This is a genomic window from Radicibacter daui, from assembly GCA_030657355.1.
GTDB classification, from domain to species: Bacteria; Pseudomonadota; Alphaproteobacteria; order Radicibacterales; family Radicibacteraceae; genus Radicibacter; species Radicibacter daui.
Window position 1 is genome coordinate 2,608,292 of the sequence record CP131056.1, and the last position, 22,907, is coordinate 2,631,198.

Annotated in this window: 22 protein-coding genes; 10 read left to right on the top strand and 12 right to left on the bottom strand. The window is 61.5% G+C overall.

The window, feature by feature from the left end; genetic code table 11:
- Positions 1-63: 63 nt before the first annotated feature.
- On the bottom strand, positions 64-546 hold the full coding sequence (locus QTL98_RS12345; RefSeq protein WP_445678781.1) for an MSMEG_0572/Sll0783 family nitrogen starvation response protein: 483 nt from the start codon (positions 544-546) through the stop codon (positions 64-66).
- Between the two features lie 257 nt (positions 547-803).
- Between QTL98_RS12345 and QTL98_RS12350 the strand changes: the two genes are divergently transcribed.
- Positions 804-2,174 (top strand): aminotransferase-like domain-containing protein, encoded by a 1,371-nt coding sequence (locus tag QTL98_RS12350; RefSeq protein WP_445678782.1) that lies wholly within the window; start codon positions 804-806, stop codon positions 2,172-2,174.
- Positions 2,175-2,225: 51 nt separating this feature from the next.
- On the opposite strand, the gene QTL98_RS12355 is transcribed toward QTL98_RS12350, so the two are convergent.
- The 5 genes from QTL98_RS12355 to QTL98_RS12375 all read right to left on the bottom strand — a co-directional run bounded on the left by QTL98_RS12355 (position 2,226) and on the right by QTL98_RS12375 (position 7,083).
- Positions 2,226-2,987 (bottom strand): SDR family NAD(P)-dependent oxidoreductase, encoded by a 762-nt coding sequence (locus tag QTL98_RS12355; RefSeq protein ID WP_445678783.1) that lies wholly within the window; start codon positions 2,985-2,987, stop codon positions 2,226-2,228.
- 13 nt (positions 2,988-3,000) lie between these two features.
- On the bottom strand, positions 3,001-3,810 hold the full coding sequence (locus QTL98_RS12360; protein WP_445678784.1) for an ABC transporter permease: 810 nt from the start codon (positions 3,808-3,810) through the stop codon (positions 3,001-3,003).
- On the bottom strand, positions 3,810-4,676 hold the full coding sequence (locus QTL98_RS12365) for an ABC transporter permease (RefSeq protein WP_445678785.1): 867 nt from the start codon (positions 4,674-4,676) through the stop codon (positions 3,810-3,812). Before QTL98_RS12365 ends, QTL98_RS12360 begins: the two co-directional genes overlap by 1 nt.
- 115 nt (positions 4,677-4,791) lie before the next feature.
- Complete coding sequence (locus QTL98_RS12370) at positions 4,792-5,952, bottom strand: polyamine ABC transporter substrate-binding protein (protein WP_445678786.1); 1,161 nt, start codon at positions 5,950-5,952, stop codon at positions 4,792-4,794.
- Positions 5,953-5,973: 21 nt separating this feature from the next.
- Positions 5,974-7,083, bottom strand: a complete 1,110-nt coding sequence (locus QTL98_RS12375) for an ABC transporter ATP-binding protein (protein WP_445678787.1) — start codon at positions 7,081-7,083, stop codon at positions 5,974-5,976.
- Between the two features lie 187 nt (positions 7,084-7,270).
- On the opposite strand from QTL98_RS12375, the gene QTL98_RS12380 reads away from it, so the two are divergent.
- Positions 7,271-8,134 (top strand): LuxR C-terminal-related transcriptional regulator, encoded by an 864-nt coding sequence (locus QTL98_RS12380; RefSeq protein ID WP_445678788.1) that lies wholly within the window; start codon positions 7,271-7,273, stop codon positions 8,132-8,134.
- A 19-nt stretch (positions 8,135-8,153) separates the two neighbouring features.
- Here QTL98_RS12380 and QTL98_RS12385 read toward each other — a convergent pair whose 3' ends face one another.
- Entirely contained in the window at positions 8,154-8,537 is a 384-nt protein-coding gene (locus QTL98_RS12385; RefSeq protein WP_445678789.1) for a YciI family protein, read from the bottom strand.
- A 103-nt stretch (positions 8,538-8,640) separates the two neighbouring features.
- A complete protein-coding gene (locus QTL98_RS12390) occupies positions 8,641-9,537 on the bottom strand; it encodes a LysR substrate-binding domain-containing protein (protein ID WP_445678790.1) in 897 nt (298 codons plus the stop codon).
- 94 nt (positions 9,538-9,631) lie between these two features.
- Between QTL98_RS12390 and QTL98_RS12395 the strand changes: the two genes are divergently transcribed.
- The 3 genes from QTL98_RS12395 to QTL98_RS12405 all read left to right on the top strand — a co-directional run bounded on the left by QTL98_RS12395 (position 9,632) and on the right by QTL98_RS12405 (position 11,986).
- On the top strand, positions 9,632-10,399 hold the full coding sequence (locus QTL98_RS12395) for an SDR family NAD(P)-dependent oxidoreductase (RefSeq protein ID WP_510637486.1): 768 nt from the start codon (positions 9,632-9,634) through the stop codon (positions 10,397-10,399).
- Positions 10,400-10,596: 197 nt separating this feature from the next.
- A complete protein-coding gene (locus QTL98_RS12400; protein WP_445678791.1) occupies positions 10,597-11,175 on the top strand; it encodes a hypothetical protein in 579 nt (192 codons plus the stop codon).
- 229 nt (positions 11,176-11,404) lie between these two features.
- Positions 11,405-11,986, top strand: coding sequence for a flavin reductase family protein (locus tag QTL98_RS12405; RefSeq protein ID WP_445678792.1), 582 nt, complete (start codon positions 11,405-11,407; stop codon positions 11,984-11,986).
- Between the two features lie 39 nt (positions 11,987-12,025).
- Here QTL98_RS12405 and QTL98_RS12410 read toward each other — a convergent pair whose 3' ends face one another.
- Both QTL98_RS12410 and QTL98_RS12415 read right to left on the bottom strand, forming a co-directional pair.
- The gene (locus QTL98_RS12410; RefSeq protein ID WP_445678793.1) at positions 12,026-13,654 is read right to left on the bottom strand and encodes an ABC-F family ATP-binding cassette domain-containing protein; all 1,629 of its coding nucleotides are present in this window, start codon (positions 13,652-13,654) and stop codon (positions 12,026-12,028) included.
- Positions 13,655-13,801: 147 nt separating this feature from the next.
- Entirely contained in the window at positions 13,802-14,698 is an 897-nt protein-coding gene (locus tag QTL98_RS12415) for a LysR family transcriptional regulator (RefSeq protein WP_445678794.1), read from the bottom strand.
- A 292-nt stretch (positions 14,699-14,990) separates the two neighbouring features.
- On the opposite strand from QTL98_RS12415, the gene QTL98_RS12420 reads away from it, so the two are divergent.
- Both QTL98_RS12420 and QTL98_RS12425 read left to right on the top strand, forming a co-directional pair.
- A complete protein-coding gene (locus QTL98_RS12420) occupies positions 14,991-15,728 on the top strand; it encodes an SDR family NAD(P)-dependent oxidoreductase (RefSeq protein ID WP_445678795.1) in 738 nt (245 codons plus the stop codon).
- Positions 15,729-15,813: 85 nt separating this feature from the next.
- Positions 15,814-16,413: an NADPH-dependent F420 reductase gene (locus QTL98_RS12425; protein ID WP_445678796.1), complete on the top strand. Its 600-nt coding sequence runs from the start codon at positions 15,814-15,816 to the stop codon at positions 16,411-16,413.
- Positions 16,414-16,562: 149 nt separating this feature from the next.
- On the opposite strand, the gene QTL98_RS12430 is transcribed toward QTL98_RS12425, so the two are convergent.
- Together QTL98_RS12430 and QTL98_RS12435 are read right to left on the bottom strand one after the other, a co-directional pair.
- A complete protein-coding gene (locus QTL98_RS12430) occupies positions 16,563-18,218 on the bottom strand; it encodes an amidohydrolase (protein ID WP_445678797.1) in 1,656 nt (551 codons plus the stop codon).
- A 48-nt stretch (positions 18,219-18,266) separates the two neighbouring features.
- Positions 18,267-18,620: a cupin domain-containing protein gene (locus QTL98_RS12435; protein WP_445678798.1), complete on the bottom strand. Its 354-nt coding sequence runs from the start codon at positions 18,618-18,620 to the stop codon at positions 18,267-18,269.
- A gap of 211 nt (positions 18,621-18,831) precedes the next feature.
- On the opposite strand from QTL98_RS12435, the gene QTL98_RS12440 reads away from it, so the two are divergent.
- From QTL98_RS12440 to QTL98_RS12450, 3 genes are all read left to right on the top strand, one after another.
- Positions 18,832-19,413, top strand: coding sequence for a GNAT family N-acetyltransferase (locus QTL98_RS12440; RefSeq protein ID WP_445678799.1), 582 nt, complete (start codon positions 18,832-18,834; stop codon positions 19,411-19,413).
- 200 nt (positions 19,414-19,613) lie between these two features.
- On the top strand, positions 19,614-21,650 hold the full coding sequence (locus QTL98_RS12445) for an ATP-binding protein (RefSeq protein WP_445678800.1): 2,037 nt from the start codon (positions 19,614-19,616) through the stop codon (positions 21,648-21,650).
- 288 nt (positions 21,651-21,938) lie between these two features.
- Positions 21,939-22,778: a DUF3800 domain-containing protein gene (locus QTL98_RS12450; RefSeq protein WP_445678801.1), complete on the top strand. Its 840-nt coding sequence runs from the start codon at positions 21,939-21,941 to the stop codon at positions 22,776-22,778.
- Positions 22,779-22,907 lie beyond the last annotated feature (129 nt).

A 22,907-nucleotide genomic window follows, 5' to 3' on the forward strand; every position in this document is an offset into this window, starting at 1 on the left:
AATCCGACACAATACCGGCCGCATTGACGGGGGCCGCTTCCGGCGACCCCCGTCAGCCGAGGGTCAAACGGTCCAGGTATCGAGGATGACTGCATTGGCCTTCTTGTGGATGAGGATGCAATCCAGCACATCCTGCGGTGCAATCGGCGTGATGCCGGGCAGCAGGGACGGCTCACCATGACCGTACAGGGCCTGCAGGGCGAACCGGCAGGCATAGACCTTGCCCCCCTCGCCCATGAACTTCTTGAGGTTGACCGCGAAGTTCTGATGCCCCGGAAACGCCTCGTCTCCCAGCGTGGGAAATCCGCGCTGGATACCCAGCGTGACACCGGGGCCATAAAGCAGGATCGACGTTTCATAGCCTTTCCGGTTCAGCCGGATGGCATTGAGAATATTCACGAGACCAATGGATCCCTCAAAGGCCACCGTATGGAAGGTAACGAGCGCCTTCTCCCCGGCCTCGGCCTTCACGTCCTCAAAAACCTTTTCCTCATAGTTCACAAAAAAGTCGCCATCCTTATGGGCGGGCTGCGTCACTGCGGGCATGTCACTCTCCTTGCTGTCCACAGTGAATCGGATATGTCGCACCATTTAGCCCGTCAAATTACAGTTCAATATACATACAATAATTCCATCAAATTACCGCCTCATGCCTACGATTTCGGCGAAAAGCGTGCAAAACAGGCATCTAAAGATACAAAAACAGCCACTCATCCTGAGATTTATCATGGAATCGGCATCAAAATTGATCCATACATTGCGCTACGATTCCACCTCACGTGACACAGGGCATCGGGACTTGCATGGCGAACTGGACCCCGGAAATACGAAATGACGGCACCCCGCATTACCTCTCGATTGCCAATGCCATTGCCGATGACATCCGCAGCGGCCTGCTGAAGCCCGGACAGCGCCTGCCTCCCCAGCGCCAGCTGGCTGCGCATCTCGGCATCGATTTCACCACCGTCTCCCGCGCCTATTCCGAGGCGCAGGCCCGCCGGCTCGTGAACAGCCACGTCGGACGGGGCACCTTTGTATCGGAGACAGCCGCCCCGGCTGCGCAGCCCGACCCGGCACGCACTTCGGGCGAAGATTTGTCGATGAACATGCCGCCGGAGCCGACTGATCCGGCGCTGCTGGAGCGGATGCGCGAAGGACTAGGTTATGTCTCGGCCAACCTGGTACCATTGCTGCGCTACCAATCCGCCCTTGGCGGCGAAAAGGACCGGACCGTCGCCTCAAGCTGGCTTTCCCTGCGCGGACTGGTGCCGAGGCTGGAGCGGATCGCGGTCACCCCCGGGGCGCATGCCACGATGGCGGCCATCCTGTCCCTGGTGGCCGAGCCGGGCGATGTGGTCCTTTGCGAAAGGATCACCTATTCCGGTATCCGCGCCATCACCCAGCGGCTGGGTATCCGGCTCGTCGGCATTGAGATGGACGGGGACGGCATCCTGCCGGAGGCGCTGGAAGCGGCGATAAAGGAGCACGCCCCCCGCATGCTCTATCTCAATCCCACGCTGCAGAACCCCACAACCGTCACGATGCCGACGAAGCGCCGGCTGGAGATTTCCCAGCTCATCGCGGAATATCGCCTGCCGCTGATCGAGGATGATGCCTACGGCTTCATCCCGGAACGCGCACCGGCACCGATTGCGGCCTCTGCGCCGGATCTCACCTGGTATATTGGCGGCCTCGCCAAATGTATCGGCGCCGGACTGCGCCTTGCCTATACGGTGACGCCATCGGCCAAGCATACGCTGGCGCTGGAACAATCGATAAAGGCCCTCTCCGTCATGCCGTCGCCGCTTTCCATGGCGCTGGCAACACGCTGGATCGAGGACGGCACCGCGGACCTTATCCGCCGTTTTGTGCGCAAGGAAACCGCGCTGCGCCAGCAGATCGCCCGCGAGGCGCTGGAGGGGCTGGATTTCCTTGGCGCGGAGAATGCCTTCAACATCTGGCTGAGGCTGCCCCCCGGGGCAAGCCGGGCCGATGTGATTGCCAACATGGCAGGACGCCATATCGGCATCATCCCGTCAGATGCCTTCACGGTGGGCGGGCCGCCGGACGAGCATGTCCGCCTGTGTCTTGGCGGCTCTGCGGAACGGGCGCAGCTGGAGACGAGCCTCAATTATCTGGCCCATATGCTGATGCCGGATGCCTATCTGAAGTAGCTTTTTCAAACGGGCGACAGGCGGCCGGGAACCGCCTGCCCTGAACCCGCTCTAAACTATGGTCTCCCCGCCATCCACCACGAGGATCTGGCCGGTCATGTAGGAAGAGCGGTCGGAGACCAGGAACAGGATGGGCTCAGCAATCTCCTCCACCGCCGCCCAGCGGCCGAGCGGCACCTTGTCGGCCACATAGGCCTCGATGGCATGGCGACCGCCCATCTGGGCGATGAAGGGCTGATTGAAAGGCGTATCCACCCAGCCGGGGCAAAGCGCGTTTACCCGCACGCCGAACTTCGCATAATCGCCCGCCATCTGCCGCGTCATGGCGATGACGGCATGTTTGGAGGTGGTGTAGGCGATCATCTCGCGGTCATAGAGCACGCCGGAGGACGAGGAGGTGTTGAGAATAACGCCCTTGCCCGCCGCTTTCATGGCCGGCATCACCAGCCGCGCCGCCATGAAATGCGCGCGCACATTAAGCGCCCAGGATTTGTCGAAACCTTCAACGGCCACCTGCTCCAGATCGCCCGCGACCTGCGCGCCGGCATGGTTGTGCAGAATGTCGATACGGCCATAACGGGCAAGCACGGAGGCGATGCCAGCTTCCAGGGCGGCATCATCCGTCACATCCAGCGCCAGCGCCTCGGCCGAGCCGCCTTCGCCGGTTATGAGCGCTACCGTCTCGCCCGCGCGGGCGGGGTTCATATCCACCACCACGACATGGGCCCCTTCCCTTGCCATGATGCGGGCACCGCCCTGGCCAATGCCCGAGCCTGCGCCGGTGACGATGGCGACACGATCTTTGAGGATCATTTGTTCTTCCCGCTTACCTTGTTGTTTTTTCGCGCATCAGGAAACGGGCGATCAGGATCATCAGCAGCGATGCCCCGAGCACCATGGTGGCGACGGCGTTGATTTCAGGTGTCACGCCCCGGCGGATCGAGGCGAAGATGTAGATGGGCAGCGTCGTCTTCGATCCGGCGACGAAGAAGGCGATGATGAAATCGTCGAAAGAGAAGGTGAAGGCGAGCAGGAAGCCCGCCAGCACCGCCGGCAGGATCTGCGGCAGCACGATCTCGCGGAAGGTGGTGAGCGGCGAGGCGTAAAGATCGCTTGAGGCTTCGACGATATCGCGGCCAAGGCTGGCGATGCGCGCCTTAACGATCATGGTGACGAGCGCCATGGTGAAAAGCCCGTGCGCGGCGATGATGGAGCCATAACCCAGCTGCAGCTTCGGCGCCTCCTGCCCCGGCCAGAGGCCCGCCAGCAGCGGGTTGAGGACATCGAACAGCTGCACCAGCGCCACCAGCGTGGCGATGCCGATGACAACGCCCGGCACCACAATGGCGGCAGCCAGCAGTCCGTCAAAAAGGGCTCGCATGCGCGCGCCCAGCCGCTCCAGCCCCATCGCTGCCATGGTGCCGAAAACAACGGCGAGAATGGCGGAGGTGGCCGCGATGAGAAGGCTGTTCTTCAGCGCATCCATCAGCAGCACATTGGAAAGTGCCTTGCCGTACCAGTCAGCGGAAAAGCCGGTGAACTGGACCGCGCTGCGCCCGGCATTGAAGGAGAACAGCACCACAAGCGCAATGGGCGCGTAGAGGAAGAGGTAAACGGCTGTAACAAGCGCGCGCATCAGACGAGATCCACCTTGCGGGTGCCGGCGATACGCCAGGTAAGGCGCATGGCGATGGTGAGGATGACCACCACGACCGCCACCAGCGTGACCGCGATGGCCGAGCCGAACGGCCAATTGCGCGATTGCAGGAACAGATCGACCAGCGCATTGCCGATGAAGAACACCTTGCCGCCGCCCAGGAGCTGCGGGATCAGGTATTCACCCAGCAGGAGGATGGTGACGAGGGCAAAACCCGTCATCACGCCCGGCAGAGACAGCGGCAGCGTGACCCGGAAGAAGGTGCCGATCGGCTTGGCACCAAGGTCGTAGGAAGCTTCCAGCAGCTTGCGGTCGAGTTTTTCGAGGCTGACATAGATCGGCATGATCATCAGCGGCAGATAGCCATAGACGATGCCCAGCAGCACCGCGCCGGGCGTATTGATGAGCCGCACATTCTCGATGCCGACAAGCTCCAGCAGATGCGGAATGCCGCGCCCGCCCAGCAGGTACATCCAGGCGTAGGTGCGCATCAAAAGGCTGGTCCAGAACGGCGCCACCACCAGCGACAGCAGCAGCAGCCGGCGCTGCGGGTTCACCTTCACCGCGAGGTAATAGGCAACCGGATAGGCCACCAGCAGGCAGGAAAAAGCCCCGACCGGTGCCAGCTCCAGCGTATTGACAAAGGCGGCGGCGCGGGTGCCGAGATTGGCGAACTGCTCGAAGGTAAAGGCCGGCGCATAACCGCCCACCGGCCCGCGTTTGCCCACGGAGAACACCAGAATGGCGATGAAGGGCAGCACGAGGAAAAAGAACAGCCACAGCCCCGCCGGCCCCAGCAGCAGGGCGGTTACAAGCTTGTGCCTCGTCTGCGGCTTGAGCGGCATCGGTCTTCCAGCAAAAGAGAAATCGTCAGGGAGCGTTTTCTGGTAGGCCAGGGCCCGGCGCCCTGCCCCTTCAAACGTCGGGACAAGGCGCCGGGTAACCCGTGGCTTTTTGGGATCAGGCCGACTTGAAGCGGGCCATCAGCTCGGCGCGGCCCGGATCGGTCAGCGTGACGGCGGCGCCGAATTCCAGCGGCGTCAGCGCGGCTTCGTCCGGATAGACGATCTTGTCGGCGGTGACTTCCGGCGGCAGCAGCGACATCACGCGGCTGTCGGTGGTCGGCGCACCGTTGGCGATGTGTTCCTTCACCGCCACCTTCGGATCCATCAGGAAGTTGAGCAGCGCGTAGCCGGCGGCCTTGTTCGGCGCATCCTTGGGGATGGCGTAATAATCGGTCCAGATTTCACCGCCATCCTTGCCGAGCACATAGGCGATCTCCGGCATGTCGCGGTTCATCTGGTCGCCGTCATTGGTCCAGCACATGGTGATCCAGGCGTCGGTGGAGCGCATGGAGGGCTGGTAGTCGGAATTGATGGCAAAGAGGTGCGGCTTGACCTTGATCAGCAGTTCCTCGGCCTTGGCGAGATCCTCCGGCTTGATGGAATTGAAATCGAGCCCGAGGGAGACCAGCGCGCTGCCGATGGTGGTCAGCTGATAGTCATGCACCATGCCGCGGCCATCGGCCTCCGTCTGGATGATCTCGAAGAAATCCTTCCAGCTGGTGAGCTTCGTCTTGATCTTGGAGGTGTTGACGGAAAAGCCGGTAGTGCCCCAGTTCTTCGGCACCGCATAGGTTTTGCCGCCGATCTGGCCTTCCTTGGTAAAGCGCGGATTTTCCGTGGCGCTGGAGAAGTTCGGCAGCTTGGAAAGGTCGAGTTCCTCGATCAGATCCAGCTTGTGATAGGTGGAGATGGTGTAATTGGTCGGCACGAAGAGCGACCAGCCCGAGGCGCCGGCCTGAAGCTTGGCCAGCATCTCCTCATTGGAGCCGAAGACATTGACGTCGACGGCAACGCCGGTGGCGGCGGTGAAATTTTCGAACGTCGCCGGATCATGATAGTTGGGCCAGGTGGCAATCGACATGCGCGTGCCGAGATCGGCGGCATAAGCCGACTTGGAGAAGGTGCCGGGGAAACCCGACATCACCCCGGTTGCCACACCAAGGCCGGTAACACCCAGAAAATGCCGGCGGGTCACGGAGCCGCGCTTGAGGCGCATGAACTCTTCCATAAAGGCGCGCGGCGTGATCGGCAGATTATCCTTGTAGTCCTTGCTCATGATGCTTGCCCCTGTTCTGGTTTATGGTTGTTGAACTGGAAAGACGTGAGCTGCTTCTGGCGGAAAACCGAGGAAGACTTCCTCCCCGGGGGAAACCATGTTGTCGGTGGCAAGGCCGTTGCGATCCTCGGTCACGAGGAAATCGCCAAGGCCCGGCACGGCGACGGCATATTCGGTAACGGAGCCGAGGAAGATGCGGTGAGTGACGCGGCCCTTGAAGGCCGGGCCCGGCGCGGCCGCGCGGCTCATGCGCATCTTCTCCGGCCGGATGGCGATGGTGACCTTGCCGTTCGGCACGCCGGCCCCGCCCCCGGTGGAATGGGCGCTTGATGACATGGCGGAACCGTCAGCAAGGCGCAGCACCGTGCCGCCCGCTTCCGCCACCGCCTCAATCCGGTTGGTCTTGCCGACAAAATCCGCCACGAAAAGATCGGCCGGCCGGTCATAGATTTCCTGCGGAGCGCCCAGCTGACGGATACGCCCGGCGCTCATCACGCAGACGGTATCCGCCATCGAGAGCGCCTCTTCCTGGTCATGCGTTACCAGAACGAAGGTAATGCCGAGCTCGCGTTGCAGCGTCTGCAGCTCGATCTGCATGGCGGTGCGCAGCTTCTTGTCGAGCGCGGCCAGCGGCTCATCCAGCAGCAGCACCGAGGGCCGGTTGACGATGGCGCGGGCAAGCGCCACGCGCTGCTGCTGCCCACCCGACATTTCATGGATGCGGCGGCCGGCAAACCCGTCAAGCCGCACCATCGCCAGCGCTTCCCCGACCCGGCGCGAGATTTCTGCACGGGACAGGCGCGGACGCATCTGGCGCAGGCCGTAGGCGACGTTCTGCTCGACATTGAAATGCGGGAAGAGCGCGTAGTGCTGGAAAACCATGTTGACCGGCCGGTGATAGGCCGCAACACCGTTCATCTCCCGCCCGGCGATATGGATGGTGCCCTCGCTCGGCTGCTCGAAGCCGCCGATCATACGCAGGCACGTGGTCTTGCCGCAGCCGGAAGGACCCAGCAGCGCCAGGAAGGCGCCTTTGGAAATGCTGAGATTGATATCGCTGACCGCCGTCAGGGCACCATATTTTTTGGTGACCGAGCGGAACTCGATATCGTTCGAGGACGTGAGCGCCATGTCTGTTCCCTGCGGCTGGTCTGTAGCGGCAGTCTGTTGCTGCCTGTGCCACCGTAGTGAAACAGAGGGTAAGTTTTAGCTTTTATGACTGTATATACCTCACAAGGGGTACTTCTGCGAAAAAACCGCCTTGCAGGGAGTAGAACCTTATGGCCGGATGCTGCGCCTGCGAAGTGGATGAAAAACAATGAAACTCGACCTGCCCGCCCTGTTTCAGGCCTTTGCCGGCACGCTGGGACGGGCGCAAATGAGCGACCGCGAAACGGGTGAGACCTTTCAGCGCATGATGGCGGCGCTGGCGCGGTTCGACCATGTGGTGGTATTTGCCTATCGCGGCAAGGAACGGCCCATCGACCTCTACAAGACGTTCGATGAGCAGGAGAACATCATCTATGTGACGCTCTATCAGGCCGGCCCCTATCTGCTCGACCCGTTTTACCACACCGCCCGCGCCCGCCGCGAAGGCCTGTTTCGCATGAAGGAGCTGGCGCCCGACCGCTTCTTTTCCAGCGAATATTACCGCAGTTATTACGACCAGACCGGCCTTGCCGAGGAGATCGGTTTCTTCGTCCCGCTGCAGGACGGCGACGGCGACATCACTCTGGTGCTGTCGCTGATGCGCAAACGCCAGACCGGCCCCTTCCCGCCTGCCGAATTTTCCCTGCTCAGGCAGGTGGAGCCTCTGGTCACTAGTTTTGTAAGGCAGTTCTGGTCCGGCCTCGGCCCCCGCTTCGATGCCCAACTGGCCGCAACCTCCGCCGGCAGCGGTGGCAATGGCACAGCTCTCAAGGGTAAACGCCGCAAATCAGCGGAATCCAAACCGGCCCTTGAGCCCGCCGATGCGGTGTGGCGCGAGCTGAACCTCACCCCGCGCGAGACAGCCATCGTGGACCTTGTTTTGCAAGGCCACTCCTCGGAATCCATCAGCCTCAAGCTCGACATCTCGACCGGCACGGTGAAGGTGCACCGGCGTAATGTGTACCGGAAACTCGGCATCTCCTCGCAGATGCAGCTGCTGTCGATCTATCTGGGGCGCATGGCGCGGTATTGAGGCTGGAAATGCGCCGCGTTCAGCCGCCCGCACCCGGCATCAAATCTTCCATCTCGTAAAGCGGCCGGATTTCGATCTCGCTCGGCCCCGGCATCGGGTTGGGGCAGCGTTTGACCCAGGCCACCGCCTCCGCCATGTCCTTCACTTCCCACAGCCAGAAACCGGCAACCAGTTCGCGCGGTTGGGCAAACGGCCCGTCGATGACGGTGCGGCCGGCGCCATCAAAGGCGATGCGCTTGCCTTCTGAAGAAGGCTTGAGACCGTCCGCATCCTTGAGAATGCCGGCCTTGATCAGCTCCTCATTATATTTACCCATCGCTTCCATCATCGCCTGCGTTTCGGCGCTGTGCTCAAAACCCTTCTCGCTGTCTTCCGTCGCCTTGACCAGAACCATGACCCGCATGATGCGTTCTCCCGGATAAAAGTGGCCTTGGTGGCCTGATACCGGAACGACGAACCAGCCGGGGGTTATCCGACACCCGGTGAACCGATTTTTCTGCCTGGCCTCACCAGCGATACTGCCGCGTAAAGTCGATGAAGGCACGCAGCGGCGCAGGGGTGTGTTCGCGGCCCGGATAATAGAGGAACGGCCCCGGAAAAGCCGGCCACCATGGCTCCAGCACCGGCACCAGTTCCCCGCCTGCAAAAGCCGGCTGCAGCCATTCTTCAAAAAGCTGAACAATGCCGCTGCCGGCAACCGCTGCTGCCAAAGCAAGGTCTACCGCGCCCGACTGCACGATGAGTGGCCCTCCGGGCTCGATGCGCACCACCTCGCCCTCCCGCTCGAACTCCCAGGTAGAAAGCGCGCCACTGTCAAACCGGCCGGCAAGGCAGGCATGGGCCAGAAGTTCCGAGGGATGCTGCGGCATCCCGTGCTTTTCAAGATAGGCTGGCGCGGCAGCGTTAGCAAAACGCTGGCGGCGCGGGCCGATGGGCACGGCGATCATGTCCTTTTCCAGCCGCTCGCCATACCGGATGCCGGCGTCACAGCCGGCGGCAAGGATATCGACAAAACTGGTGGTGACGACCACCTCCACCTGAATGTCGGGATAAGCGGCGAAGAAGGGCGGCAGAATGCGCGGCAGCATCAGCCGGGCAGCGTTGACCGGCACATTGAGTTTCAGCCGGCCGTTCGGCAGCGCGCGGTAATCATTGGCAACATCCAGCGCCGCATCGAACTCGGCCATCGCCGCCGTGAGCCGGGCGAGAATACGCGCGCCGGCTTCAGTGACCGTCACCGTGCGTGTAGTCCGGTTCAGGAGGCGCACCCCCATCTGCGCCTCCAGCCGCTTTACCGCATCGCTGAGGCTGGAGGCGCTTTGTCCTGTCGCACGGGCCGCCAGACGAAACCCGCCTGCCCGTGCCACTGCGATGAAAGCCTCTACACCAGCAAAATCCGCCATTCCGTTCGCCCTGTCGTACGACCTGTTCCCTTATAACCATCTTATCCAGAACAGTTATCGGGTCCATCTGGTAATCCGGAAAAGGAGAACCCTGATGACTGAAACCAACCAGAACCGCATCGCCATTGTCACCGGCGGCAGCCGCGGTATCGGGCGCGATACCGTCCTGCGCCTCGCCGCCCGCGGCGTACAGGTGATCTTCACCTACAACAGCAACCGTGCTGAAGCAGACAAGGTGGTTGACCTTGCCGCCAAAGCCGGAGGCCGGACGCAGGCCCTGCAGCTTGATGCCGGCAAGATTGAGAGCTTCGGTGTCTTTGCCGATACCGTGCGCAACACCCTCGCGGCTTGGGGCGCCGGGCAGTTCGACTATCTTGTCAACAATGCCGGCATTTCTTCAGCCGCCACGCTGGAGGCGATCACGGAAGCGGAGATGGATGCGCTCTATGCCGTCCACTTCAAGGCCCCGCTCTTCCTGACCCAGAAGCTGCTGCCGCTGATGAAGGATGGCGGGCGGATCGTGAACATCTCCTCCGGCCTTGCCCGCTTTGCCATGCCGGGCCGTATCGGGTACGGACCGATCAAGGCGGCCGTCGAGGGGCTGACGCGCAACATGGCGGTGGAGCTCGCCCCGCGCCGCATCGCCGTCAATGTCGTCGCCCCCGGCGCCATCGCCACGGATTTCAGCGGCGGCATCGTGCGCGACAATCCGGAGGTCAACAAACTCGTCGCCTCCCACACCGCCCTCGGCCGCGTTGGCGGCCCGGAAGATGTCGGCCCGGTCATCGCCGGCCTGCTCTCCGACGATTTCGGCTGGGTGAATGCGCAGCGTATCGAAGTGGCGGGCGGGGTGCATATCTGAAGCCCGCGGACGGCGTTTACGGCGATCTCGAGAGCCCTGGGGTGGGAGAGCATCTCTTCGCGCCCCGGGGTTAGCGCTTAGGGCGTTTTCCAGCCACGCAGCAACAGCAATCAGGAGAAAAATGTATAGCTTCCACACGGAAAAATAGTGAGTATTATCTTGCTAATTGTTTTTCTTTGCAGAGGCAAGTCATTAAAATGTTTTGGAAAAAAATCGGACTGCAAGCCACAACCGCAAAGCGGGCCGGTAGCCTCTCGGCATTTTTGCTGCTCACAGCCTGCGCAACCAATATCCAGCCAATGGATGCTACCCAAACGCCGCCCTCAGCCGCCTTCGGGCAGTTCACACCGGTCCTGCTCAAACCTCTGACGAACCAAACACCGCAGGATTTCCCTCCGGAGGCTGCGGCTCAAGTGCAGCGTGGTCTGGAAAAATGCCTTTCAGAAACGCTCGGCGCGGTCGGTGCCTATAGCGAAGAGGCCGCAAAGTCCAACCCAACGGCGCTGGTGCTGGAACCGACGATCCTCAATGGAAAGAAAGTGTCGGTGGGAGCCAGAATTTGGCTCGGTGCGCTGGCTGGTAGCTCGGCCGTTCAGATGCAGGTTACTTACAAGAGCGCAAAAGACGACACTGTACTGGCTCAACCCGTCTTTTACGCCAAGGCCGCAGCAATGAGCGGCGCCTGGACCTTTGGTGCTCAGGACAATGCCATGCTGGATCGCCTTTCCGAAAATGCCTGCCAGTACACAGCTACCTACAAGACAGCCGCGAACTGAAGAGACTCGTTAAAAATCATAAAACCTCGTGCACCGCACGTTAGAGACCAGTGCCTTGGGGAGCGTTTGTGCTCACACAGCTTCCCAAGGCGGAACTTTGCCCTTCTACCTATGCACTCGGGCGGCCTCGATTGTATTCGGCACGACTACCCTCGTCCGAAGACGATTGAACTAGGCCAGTCCCCCGGCTAGACCGCTGGGGAGATTGATTGAAAACAGGGTAAGCCCCATGAGCTCCCCGATCCGCCCGGTTCCGCTGGAAAAGGCCTATCGCCTTATCAATCACGGGCCGACGGCGCTCATTTCGGCACGCTACGGCGGCGAAACCGATGTGATGGCCGCCGCTTGGGTCTGTGCGCTCGATTTTGATCCGCCCAAGCTGATGGTGGTGCTCGACAAGAGCGTCTACACGCGGGCGCTGGTGGAAGACGCCGGCACTTTTGTGGTTCAGGTGCCGGTCGCCAGCCAGGCAGAACTCGTTCATGCCGTCGGCTCGATCAGCCTGGGGGACGACCCGCAAAAGCTGGCGAGGACCGGTGTCGAACTGGTGGCGCTCGACGGCGACCTGCCGTTCGTGGCCGGCTGCTCGGCATGGCTTGCCTGCCGCCTGGTCCCGGAACCTCACAACCAGAGCCGCTACGATCTGTTCATCGCGGAAGTGACCGGTGCCTGGGCGGATGAGCGGGTATTCCGTGACGGCCACTGGCAGTTTGAAACCGCCGACCCGGCCCTGCGCAGCCTGCATTATGTGGCCGGCGGGCATTTTTATGCGATTGGCGAGGCGATAGAGGTGCCCGAAATTCCGGGCTGATCCCTTCTGCCAGAAACACCTTGATCAGCCATCCGGGGATCACCCACCCGGATGCAGCCCCGGGGCTTCCTGGCCGGTGCTGGCCACATACTCGCTATAACCGCCGTCGTACTTGTGAATGCCCTCGGGCGTCAGTTCCAGCACGCGGTTGGAGAGGGCGCCAAGGAAATGGCGGTCATGCGAGACGAAGAGCATGGTGCCTTCAAAATCCGCCAGTGCCGCCACCAGCATTTCCTTGGTCGCCATGTCGAGATGGTTGGTCGGTTCGTCCAGCACCAAGAGGTTGGGCGGATCGAACAGCATGATCGCCATGACGAGGCGCGCCTTTTCGCCGCCCGAAAGCACGCGGCAGGGTTTTTCCACATCATCGCCGGAAAAACCGAAGCAGCCCGCCAGCGTGCGCAGCGCGCCCTGCCCGGCCTGCGGAAAAGCATTCATCAGGGTTTCGAAAATCGTCTCGTCGCCCTCCAGCAAATCCATGGAATGCTGGGCGAAATAACCCATCTTCACGCTGGCGCCGATGGTGACGGTGCCCTCGTCGGGCTCCACCGCGCCCGCCACAAGCTTCAGCAGCGTTGATTTACCGGCGCCGTTGGCACCCAGAACGCACCAGCGCTCCTTGCGGCGCACGAGGAAATCCAGATCGGCATAGATCGGCTGGGCGCCATAACCCTTGTGCACGCCCTTGAGCGTCAGCACATCATCGCCCGAGCGCGGCGGGCTGCGGAACTCGAACTGCACCGTCTGGCGTTGGCGCGGCGGCTCGATACGCTCGATCTTGTCGAGTTTCTTCACCCGGCTCTGCACCTGCGCGGCGTGCGAGGCACGCGCCTTGAAGCGCTCGATGAACTTGATTTCCTTGGCGAGCATGGCCTGCTGGCGCTCGAACTGCGCCTGGCGCTGCTTTTCGCCGAGCGCGCGCTGCTGCTCGTAAAAATCAAGATCGCCGGAATAGGTGGTGAGCGTGCCTCCGTCGATCTCCACCACCTTGCCGATGATGCGGTTCATGAAGGCACGGTCATGCGAGGTCATCAGCAGCGCGCCGTCATAGGCCTTGAGGAAGGCCTCCAGCCAGATCAGGCTTTCAAGATCAAGGTGGTTGCTGGGCTCGTCAAGCAGCATGGCGTCGGGGCGCATCAGCAGGATGCGGGCAAGCGCAACACGCATCTTCCATCCGCCCGAGAGCAGGCCGACATCGCCGTCCATGCGTTCCTGGCTGAAACTCAGGCCGGCCAGCACCTCGCGCGCCCTTGCTTCCAGCGCATACCCGTCCAGCTCCTCAAAACGCTCCTGTGCCTCGCCGTAGCGGGTAATGAGCGCGTCCATATCGTCCGCCTGATCCGGATCGACCATGGCGGCCTCAAGCGCCGCCATCTCGGCCATCAACGCACTGACGGGACCAACGCCATCCATCACCGCGGAAACCGCGCTCTGGCCCGACATCTCGCCGACATCCTGGCTGAAATAGCCGATGGTCCGCCCCGGCTCGATCACCACGATGCCGTCATCCGGCGGTTCCTGGCCGGTGATCATGCGAAAGAGCGTGGTCTTGCCCGCCCCGTTCGGCCCGACTAGCCCGACCTTCTCCCCCTTCTGCACGCCCATGGAGGCGTCAATGAACAGGAGCTGGTGGCCGTTCTGCTTGCTGATGTTGTCGAGACGAAACATGGGGTCCTGGCGGATGATAAATGCAGGTGCTTGCACCGGGGCCGGGCAAGCGAGGTCTATCTGCGGCATCGGGCCGGAAACTGCAACATGGGAAAGCCCGGGACTGCCCGCTCACTGCCGGCGAATAGTGCAACAGGCGCGGGGGCGTCACTCTTGCGGCGAAGAAAGCCCCGAGACAAGCGGGGCGTGAACAGCCAGCCTGCCGGACAGGAACTCTGTAAAAAGCCGTACGCGCTTTGTCTTGCGGGTTTCCCCTTGCGTCAACATCCAGAGCGTTCCGTACAGATGCAGGCTACTGCCCGGCACCCGCACCAGCAAAGGATCGGCATCGCCGACAAAACAGGGCAGTGTCGTTATCCCGATCCCCTGCCGAACCGCAGCGATTTGCGAGCCCGCATCCGTAACCCTGAACGGCACCCCCGGCGCACCAACCTCGCCCGCATCGGCCCACTCCGGGATTCCGTGAATGCTGATGACGATCCAGCGAAGGGGCTCCGTAGCATTGGCTCGCCACGCGGCCAGAAGATCACGGGATATATAGACCCCGCCAAAAACATCCGGCCCCTTCAGTCCATGAAGATTGAGCGGCAGTGACTTGCGGTCATAAACGACACGAACCGCAATATCGGCCTCCCGGTTGGTGAGGTTCGCCAGATCGCCTGACGACTGGATCTCCATCTCGATATCCGGGTGCCGGCGCGCAAAATCGGCAAAGTCCGGCATCAGCAGGTGCGTTACCAGCGGCGGCGCCAGTGTCACCCTGAGAAGGCCCCCGACACTCTGGTCGCGCCCGAAAACCCGCGTCTCCAGCTGGTGAGAAGATGCCTCCATCTGGATGGCAAGGTCGAGCACCTCTTCCCCCGCAACAGTCAGGCGGTAGCCCGATGGCAACTTCTCGAACATCTGCGCACCGAGATGTTCTTCCAGCTGGGCAATACGCCGCAGCACGGTCGAGTGGTTTACTCCCAGGCGCCCGGCAGCCGCACGGACGGAATGCCCGCGGGCAACGGCCAGAAAATAGCGGACATCATCCCAGTCAATCATGGTGCAATTCGGCACCGCAAAGGTGCCCTTTCAAAAGCTGTTTCCTGACGCAGCACATCAGGTTTTCTGAACATATTATGAAGCTTTACCATCATGGCTTCAGATCAATACCGCCGTCCAGTGTCGAAAACTATAGGCTGCCCCTCACGGTTCTCGCGCTCCCGAATGGATGACTTCTGCACCACCGATATGCGTCCTTCCGTACTCAATCCCCCGATCCGGCAGCCCCATCTTGAGCTTCTCGGGGAAACAATCCCCGCGTGGTCAGAGACTAAATCTGAAAGGAAAAGCCATGGGAAAGCTTGATGGCAAGGTTGCCGTCATTACCGGCGGATCGAGCGGCATGGCCCTTGAGACGGCAAAACTTTTTGTCGAAGAAGGAGCCCATGTGTTCATCACCGGCCGCCGGCAGGAGGCCCTCGACGCGGCGGTAAAGACCATTGGCCGCAACGTAACGGGCGTTCGTGCGGATTCCGCCAATCTCGCCGATCTCGACCGGCTCTACGAAACGGTCAAATCCGAAAAGGGCCAGATCGACATCCTCTTTGCGAGCGCAGGCGGCGGCGAAGTCGACAAACCGATCGGAATGATCTCGGAGCAACTGGTCGACGACACGCTTGGCCTCAATGTTCGCGGCACGCTCTTTACCGTACAAAAGGCGCTGCCCCTGCTGCGGGATGGCGGATCGATCATCCTCAATGCCTCCAACGCGCACCTCAAAGGCTATGGCGGTGCCAGCCTCTACGCGGCCGCCAAGGCGGCAGTCAGGTCATTCGCGAGAAGCTGGGCGAACGACCTGAAGGAACGGAAAATCCGGGTCAACAGCATCAGCCCGGGCGCTATCGGCGACACGGCTGCCTTTGCCGGAATTGCAAAGGAACTGACGGATTTTTTTGTCTCGCTGGTTCCGCTGGGCCGTTTCGGCATTTCACGGGAGATCGCCGCAGCGGTGCTCTACCTCGCCTCGGATGACAGCCGTTTCACCACAGGGATCGACCTCGTCGTCGATGGCGGCATGTCGCAGGTCTGAGCGTCGCCGGGCCTCCTCCGGGCTCCGGTCGGCTCATCGTCCCCGCACCCCGATTTCAATCCCAATACAACATCGGAAAAACCTCATGAGCTACGCAATCATTGGCTTCGGCAAGATCGGCCAGGCCATCGCCCACGCTTTTGCCCGCAAGAATATCGAAGTGACTGTTGCCAGCCGCCGGCCTCCCGAAGCGTTGGCGCCGCAGGCCCGGGCCATCGGCCCTAAAGTCATCGCCAGATCGCTGGCGGAGGCACTCACCGCCCACACGATCATCCTCGCGGTGCCCTTCGGGGAACATCAGGAGGTTGCGAAGGCCTTGCCGGACTGGCAGGGCAAGACGGTCATCGACGCGATGAACGCGCTGCTTCCGGCAGAAGAGCTGGAAAACCTGCCTTCCTCCGCGTTCGCCGCAAGATCATTCCCCGGCGCAAAGTTCGTGAAAGGCTTCAACCATCTGGCTGCGGCCAGGCTGGCAAGCGACCCGGCCGTTGAAGGCGGTTATCGCGTCGTCTTTCTGGCGAGCGATCAGGAAGAGGCGATTGCGCCCGTAGCCGATCTCGCCAGACAGCTCGGTTTCGCACCGGTCAATCTCGGCAGGCTCGGCGAAGGCGGCTGGCTGGTCCATGCACGGGACCGCGTCTGGGGGCCGCTGATCTTCCAGGACCTGTTCAGGAAGGACCAGTAAGCAGCCCCCGGTTTCTGGCGGCGGCCGCGGTTAACCCGGACCTCCGCCCGAACGCCCTCGTCGCCCACGGCAACGGTCAGAACCAGTCCCGGATTATACGATGGAGGCCCCGCGCCGTGCTGACGATGCGGGGTCTGCCACTTCCGTCCTCAGCCCTCGTGGATGATCCGCCCGCCGCAGATCGTCAGGGCCACGCCCAGAGCGGGAATTTCGCCCGGCTCCGTGGCCTCGATATCCCCGCCCAGCATCACGAGGTCAGCGGCAAGGCCGGGGCGCAGGGTGCCTGTCACATGGTCCCGGTGCGCCGCCCAGGCGCCGCCTGCGGTGTAGGCGCGCAGCACCTCCATCAGCGCCAGGCGCTCGTCGCTGGCCCCCTCATAGGGTGTGCGCGTTAGCGCCGCCGATATGCCGCGCAGCACCGAGACATCCGCCACCGGCCAGTCGCTGGCAAAAGCAACCGGGGCGCCCGCCTCGGTCAGGCTGCGACAGCGATAGGCATCCGCCCACCGCGCCTTGCCGATGCGCGAGAGCGTCGGCTGCGGCGGGAAATCCATCGCCCCCGGCACATGGGGCGGCTGCAGGCTGGCGGTGATGCCGAGTGCGCCCAGCCGGGGCACATCGGCGGGGTCAATCAGCTCGATATGTTCGATACGGTGGCGGCTGTCGCGCCGGCCATTGGCGGTGCGGGCCGCCTCGTACCCGTCAATCACCGTGCGCACCGCACCGTCGCCGATGGCATGAACCGCGATCTGCAGGCCGCGCCGGTCAATCTCCGTGGCAATCTGGTTGAAGCGCTGCGGCGGGAACAGCGGCTCGGAGCGGTGGCCGGGCTGGTCGGCATAATCCCGCAGCATATAGGCCGTGCGGCTGTCGATCACCCCGTCCATGAACATCTTGACGAAGCCGGAGCTGATCCAGTCGCCGTCAAACTCCGCCGCCATGGCAGAAGCACGCTCCAGCGCCTCCATCCCCATATGCGGCTTGAAATGGAACGGCACCTTTACCCGCAGCGGCAAGCTGCCCTCGGCCTGCATTTGTGCCAGCAGCACCAGCGTGTAGCGGTTGCCATCCATGTTGACGAGGCTGGTGACGCCGTGGGCGGCGCAATGCTGCATGCCCTTCAAAAGCAGCGCCTTGTCGGCGGCGCGCTCGGCGTCCGTCGGCCAGGGGTCAGGCTCCTCCCCCGTGGCGATGCCCAGATTGATGCGCCCTTCCCCGGCAAAAGCGATCAGCGGACCAAAGGCCTCGAACTCGCGCAGCTCGCCGGTGGCAAGCCCGTCCGCCCCCATCACCACCTCATGGCCGGGCGGCGTCTTCGCGCCCCGCAGCAACCCCGCTGCTTCCAGCGCGGCCGTGTTGGCCCAGACCGTGTGCAGATCGGGCGACATCATCGCGATGGGGCGGTCCGCAATCATCGCATCAAGGTCATGGCGCGTGGCGGCTTTATCGAGGATGCCGTAATGCGCTTCCTGCGCCATCAACAGCTTCATATCAGGGTTGGCGGCGCCGAAGTCGCGGAAGGCTTTGGCAACAGCTTCGGCCCCATGCAGATGGCCGATATGCAGGTGGGTCAGGTCCGCCCCGCCCAGCCCCACATGCACATGGCCTTCAAAAAAGCCGGGCAGCACCGTGCGCCCGGCCGCATCGATAATCCGGGTTTCCGACCCGGCCAGCGCCCCGATCTCGCCGGTGCTGCCCACCGCAAGGATGCACTCGCCGGCAAGGGCCACGGCCTCAGCGCGCGGGCTTTCCGGGTCCATGGTCAGGACACGGGCATTGATCACGATCAGGTCGGGGACTGTCATGGGGTGCCGCATCCTCACGAAGCGCCGGCGTTAAAGGGCCGGACCGGATTACTTCAGCTTGATGGCGAAGTGCTTGCGCACCGGCTCCTCGATTGTCCAGGTGCCCTTGAAGGTCGGCTCAACGACAAAAGCATCGCCGGGCGTCAACGTCACCGGCGCGCCGCCATCGGGGGTAATGGTGATGCGGCCTTCGATGAGGTGGACGAATTCATAGAACTGGTAGGTGGCGTGCCACGTGCCCGGCGTCGCTTCCCAGGTGCCGGAGATCATGCTGCCGTCGAGCGAGGCATGCTGCACCCAGTAGCGCATCGTCGGGTTGCCGTCGGTCTTCACCCAGCCGTCGAGATCGGTGGTGATGGCCCCCTCGCCCGGTGCGGGAAAACGAAATACCGTATCGCTCATCTTTGTCCTCATGCGGCGCCGTGGTGGTCAGAATATCTGGTAAGCGGCTCCCGCGCGCCGCGCAAGATGGACCACAGACGCCGGCGCCCGGCTGTCGAAACTGTTGGCACAAGCTGTCGCTTTAGGGGCTGGTGCCGGGCAGCGAAATCAGTCAATCACGGAGGGCGCGCGGGCGTGAGACCGGGGCGCAGGGCAAGGACGGGGAACGGGCATGGAAATTCGCGCGGCCAGGGCATCGGATGCCCCGCATCTGGTGCGTTTCATCAACATGGCGGCGGATAATTTGCCGCTGCATTTCTGGCGCAAGACGGTTGGCCCGCAGGGTGATCCCTGGGCGCTGGGAGAAGAACGCGCGGCACGCGAGACCGGCAATTTCTCCTACCGCAACGCCTGGCTTGCCGAAGTGGACGGTAGCGTCGCTGCCTGCCTTCTTGGCTACGCCGCCGAAAAAGAGCCCGCCCCCATCGAGCCGGACACCCCGCCGCTGTTCGTGCCGCTGCTGGAGCTGGAAGCGATGGCCCCCGGCTCCTGGTACCTCAACGTTCTGGCCACCTACGAGGCGTTCCGCGGCAAGGGCCTTGGCAGCGCGCTGCTCGCGCATGCTGAAACGATTGCCGCTGCCGCCGGCCATGACACCATCAGCCTGATTGCCGAAGACACGCATCAGGATGCGCTCCGCCTCTATGTCGCCAAAGGCTTCCGCGAGATCGCCCGCCGCCCGGTTGTGAAGGAGGACTGGGAGGTGGACGCCAGCGAGTGGATCCTGTTCACGAAACCTGTCCAAGTCGGTTGATTCGCGCCTACGCGGCGCTATCCGACACAAACCAAGGTGACTCCCCCACTTGCGGCGTAATACGTTAGCAGAAAGTCTTGCCGCGAAGACACACCGCGAACGTTTGTGCGAATTTTGCGCGCCGCTGGCAGTCGGAGCAGAATGGACAGTAAACTTTGCTTGGCGTTGCCTGACCGGCCAAAACGGCTGCGGGAGAATTTATGGCCAACACCGAGCACGTGTCTGTCGCAGTGCAGGACGACTTCATAGCGCGCCAGACGCGCGCGAAAGCCGTACCTGCTCTCGCCGAAATCATCTGGAATGGCCTGGACGCCGATGCGACGGAAGTAACCGTCGAGTTCGCACACGACGACCTCGCAGGAGGCATGTCGAAGGTTGTTGTCTATGATAATGGCACGGGCTTCTCTCGCGAGGACGCCAATGCACTGTTCGGCAATCTCGGCGGTTCATGGAAGCGCAGCACGCGGCAGACTAAACGCGAAGGGCGGATGGTGCACGGTCAGGAAGGGCGCGGCCGCTACAAGGCCTTCGCACTTGGCCGATCCGTGCGATGGAAGGTTTGCTATGAAACGCCGACTGGAAACCGAGCTTTCCAGATCGATCTTCTTGAGGCCGATCTCAAGGACGTGACTATTAGCGCCGACGTAGCCGCCCCTAATCGAAAAACTGGAGTAATCGTCGAGATCACAGACCTGCGGCGCGACTTCAAGGTTTTTGAGAGCCCCGAAGGACTGCAAGAACTAACCGAGACATTCGCTCTCTACTTGATCAATTACGAAGCTGTCAGCATCGCTATGGCAGGCGAGCGACTGGACCCTGAGAAGGCTATTGCTAGTCAGCACAAAGTTCCACTTTCACCGATCACGACCGCTGACGGGCAATCCCATCCCGTTAAGCTCCACGTGATTGAGTGGCATGCTGATACCAAGCGGACCCTCTATCTTTGTTCTCAAAATGGTTTTCCGCTCGATCAGGTGGAAGCCCGCTTCCACGTTCAAGGCTTCGCGTTTTCCGCTTATCTAAAGTCGGCCTACGTTGAAGCGCTCCACAACGAAGGTCGCGCGGGCCTCGCGGAGCTCGATCCAGATCTCGCCGTCGCTGTCGAGGAAGCTCGCAACGAGATCAAGGCTTACTTCAGAGAGCGTGCATCCGAGCGGGCTCGCTCAGTCGTGGAGGAATGGAAGGATGCCGACATCTATCCTTACAGCGGCGAACCGGCGAATACGACTGAGCGCGCCGAGCGGCAGGTGTTTGATATCGTGGCTGCCCAAGTCCAGCAGTATACACCTGATATTGAAGCCACATCAAAAAGGACTCGCGCACTCCAGCTCTGGATGCTGAAGAACGCGATCGAGCGAGGACCAGAAGAGCTTCAATCAATATTAAAGGAAGTGCTGGACCTTCCGGTATCACAGCAGAAAGATTTTGCAGCCTTACTTCAGGAAACAAACCTCTCCTCGATTATCACTGCCGCCAAAACAGTTGCTGACCGTTTAAAATTCCTCTCTGCGTTAGAGAGTATTGTTTTCGATCCTGAGAAAAAAAAGCGGCTAAAGGAACGCACTCAGCTGCATAAGATTCTTGCGGAGAACACGTGGATTTTCGGGGAGGAATACAACCTTTGGGTAAGCGATCAAGGGCTACGTAAAGTACTTGAGAAGCATAAAACATTTCTCGATCCAAACATCGCAATCGAGGAACCGGTAAAGGTAGTAGGGCAAAAGGTTGGCATCGTCGATCTGATGTTCTCTCGCCTAATGCGGCGGCACAAGGCGGGCGACGTTGATCACCTCGTTGTCGAGCTAAAGGCCCCTAAGGTTATCATCGGATCCGATGAGATCGCACAAGTTAAGAAATACGCGCAGGCCGTTGCCAACGACGAGAGGTTCAACACCGTGAAGGGGCTGCGGTGGCACTTCTGGGTCGTTTCAAATGCTTACGACGACTATGCGGCAGAAGACATTGACTCTGTCGACCGTGAACGTCGGCTAGTGCGAAATAGCAACGGCGTAACGGTAGGAATAAAGACTTGGGCAGAACTCATTGATGAGAACCGCGCTCGATTACAATTTTTTCAAGAGAAACTCGATCACCGCGCCGACGAGAGTGAGGCGATCCGCTACCTTCAGGAGCGTCACAGTAAGTTCTTGGAAGGCGTGATTGTCGAGGGCGATAATGAGAATGCGACAGCGAGTGCTAACACCGGCGAACCTGAGGAAGCCGAAGTCACCAAGTGACATTCAGCACCGGTTTACGGCGCGGCGACCGACGTTCTGCGCAACGTATCACGTGAGCATCGTCTAGGTCACCGCATCGCGATGCGATCGCGGCATCGGAAGGGCGCTCGTGGTGGCTTCCTCGCAGGCGCAGTTGGTGATTTGTTGCGCATTGAACTCGGCCGGCATGGTGCCTTCGTCTAGTGGCCTTCATTCTGGATCGTTTCTAGGCTCTCAAGCCGGTTGCCTGCAAACCGACATAGCTCGGTCATTAGCCACGCGGATGGATCGCCGTACGCCGGGGGATGCATGAAGTTCATCTATGTGGACGAGAGCGGAGCGCGGGACCAAGGCGACGTGTTCGTGATGTCCGGGCTGATGGTTGACGCCTACAAGCTACGAAAGAAGACGGCTGACTTTGACGCGAAGCTAGAAGCCATCTTTGCTCGACACCCCGGCACACGCGGCGACCTCAAGACAAAGCGCTTCATCAACGGCGCTGGCGCCTGGAACCAAGTGCCCGCGCAACAGCGCAAGGATTTTCTGCGAGAAATATGCGAGTTGGCCGTCGCCAACGGTGGCAAGGTCTACGGGATTGCCCTCTCCTACGATCGGTTCGACGCAGCGCTCGCCGCCGGCTACGGTCACCCATTTGCGAGGAGCTATTGGATCGCAGGCGCTATGTTTGTCTCCTCGCTGGTGCAGAAGAAGATGCAAGGGGTGGCGAATGCCAAAGGCCTGACCGTCGTTATCATGGACGACAACAAGCAGGAGATGGCGAACTTCTCCGATGCCCTCTACAGGCGCAGCGAATGGTATGATGGCCTGTATCAGTGCCGGGGCACGACGCGCGGCAGGAGTGTTTGGTTGGCCCGGCGGCAAGAGGACCGTTTCGACCAAATCATCAACACCGCCTTCGCGATTAAGTCAGATCATTCTTCGCTGGTGCAGGTTGCCGATGCTCTGAGTTGGGTTTACCGCCGCCATCTCGAGTTGAGATCGCAGATCGAGGCCTATGCTGGGGAGAGTGCCTATTACCAAGACTTGGTCGATATCCTAGAACCGCAGCGCGAGAAGCTCGGACGCTGTCCGAATGAGCCTTGCGTCGCATTTTATCAAGATGCGCGTCATGAAGAGTGGGCAATCTGACGGGCTGGGGTCGCAAGTTCGTGATCGATGGTGCAACCATCCGCACCGACTGAGGGTATATCCCGGCGACCGTCCTCCCAAAGGGAGGATGGGTGCCAACATACGGAAGATGGTAGCGGTTTCACATCG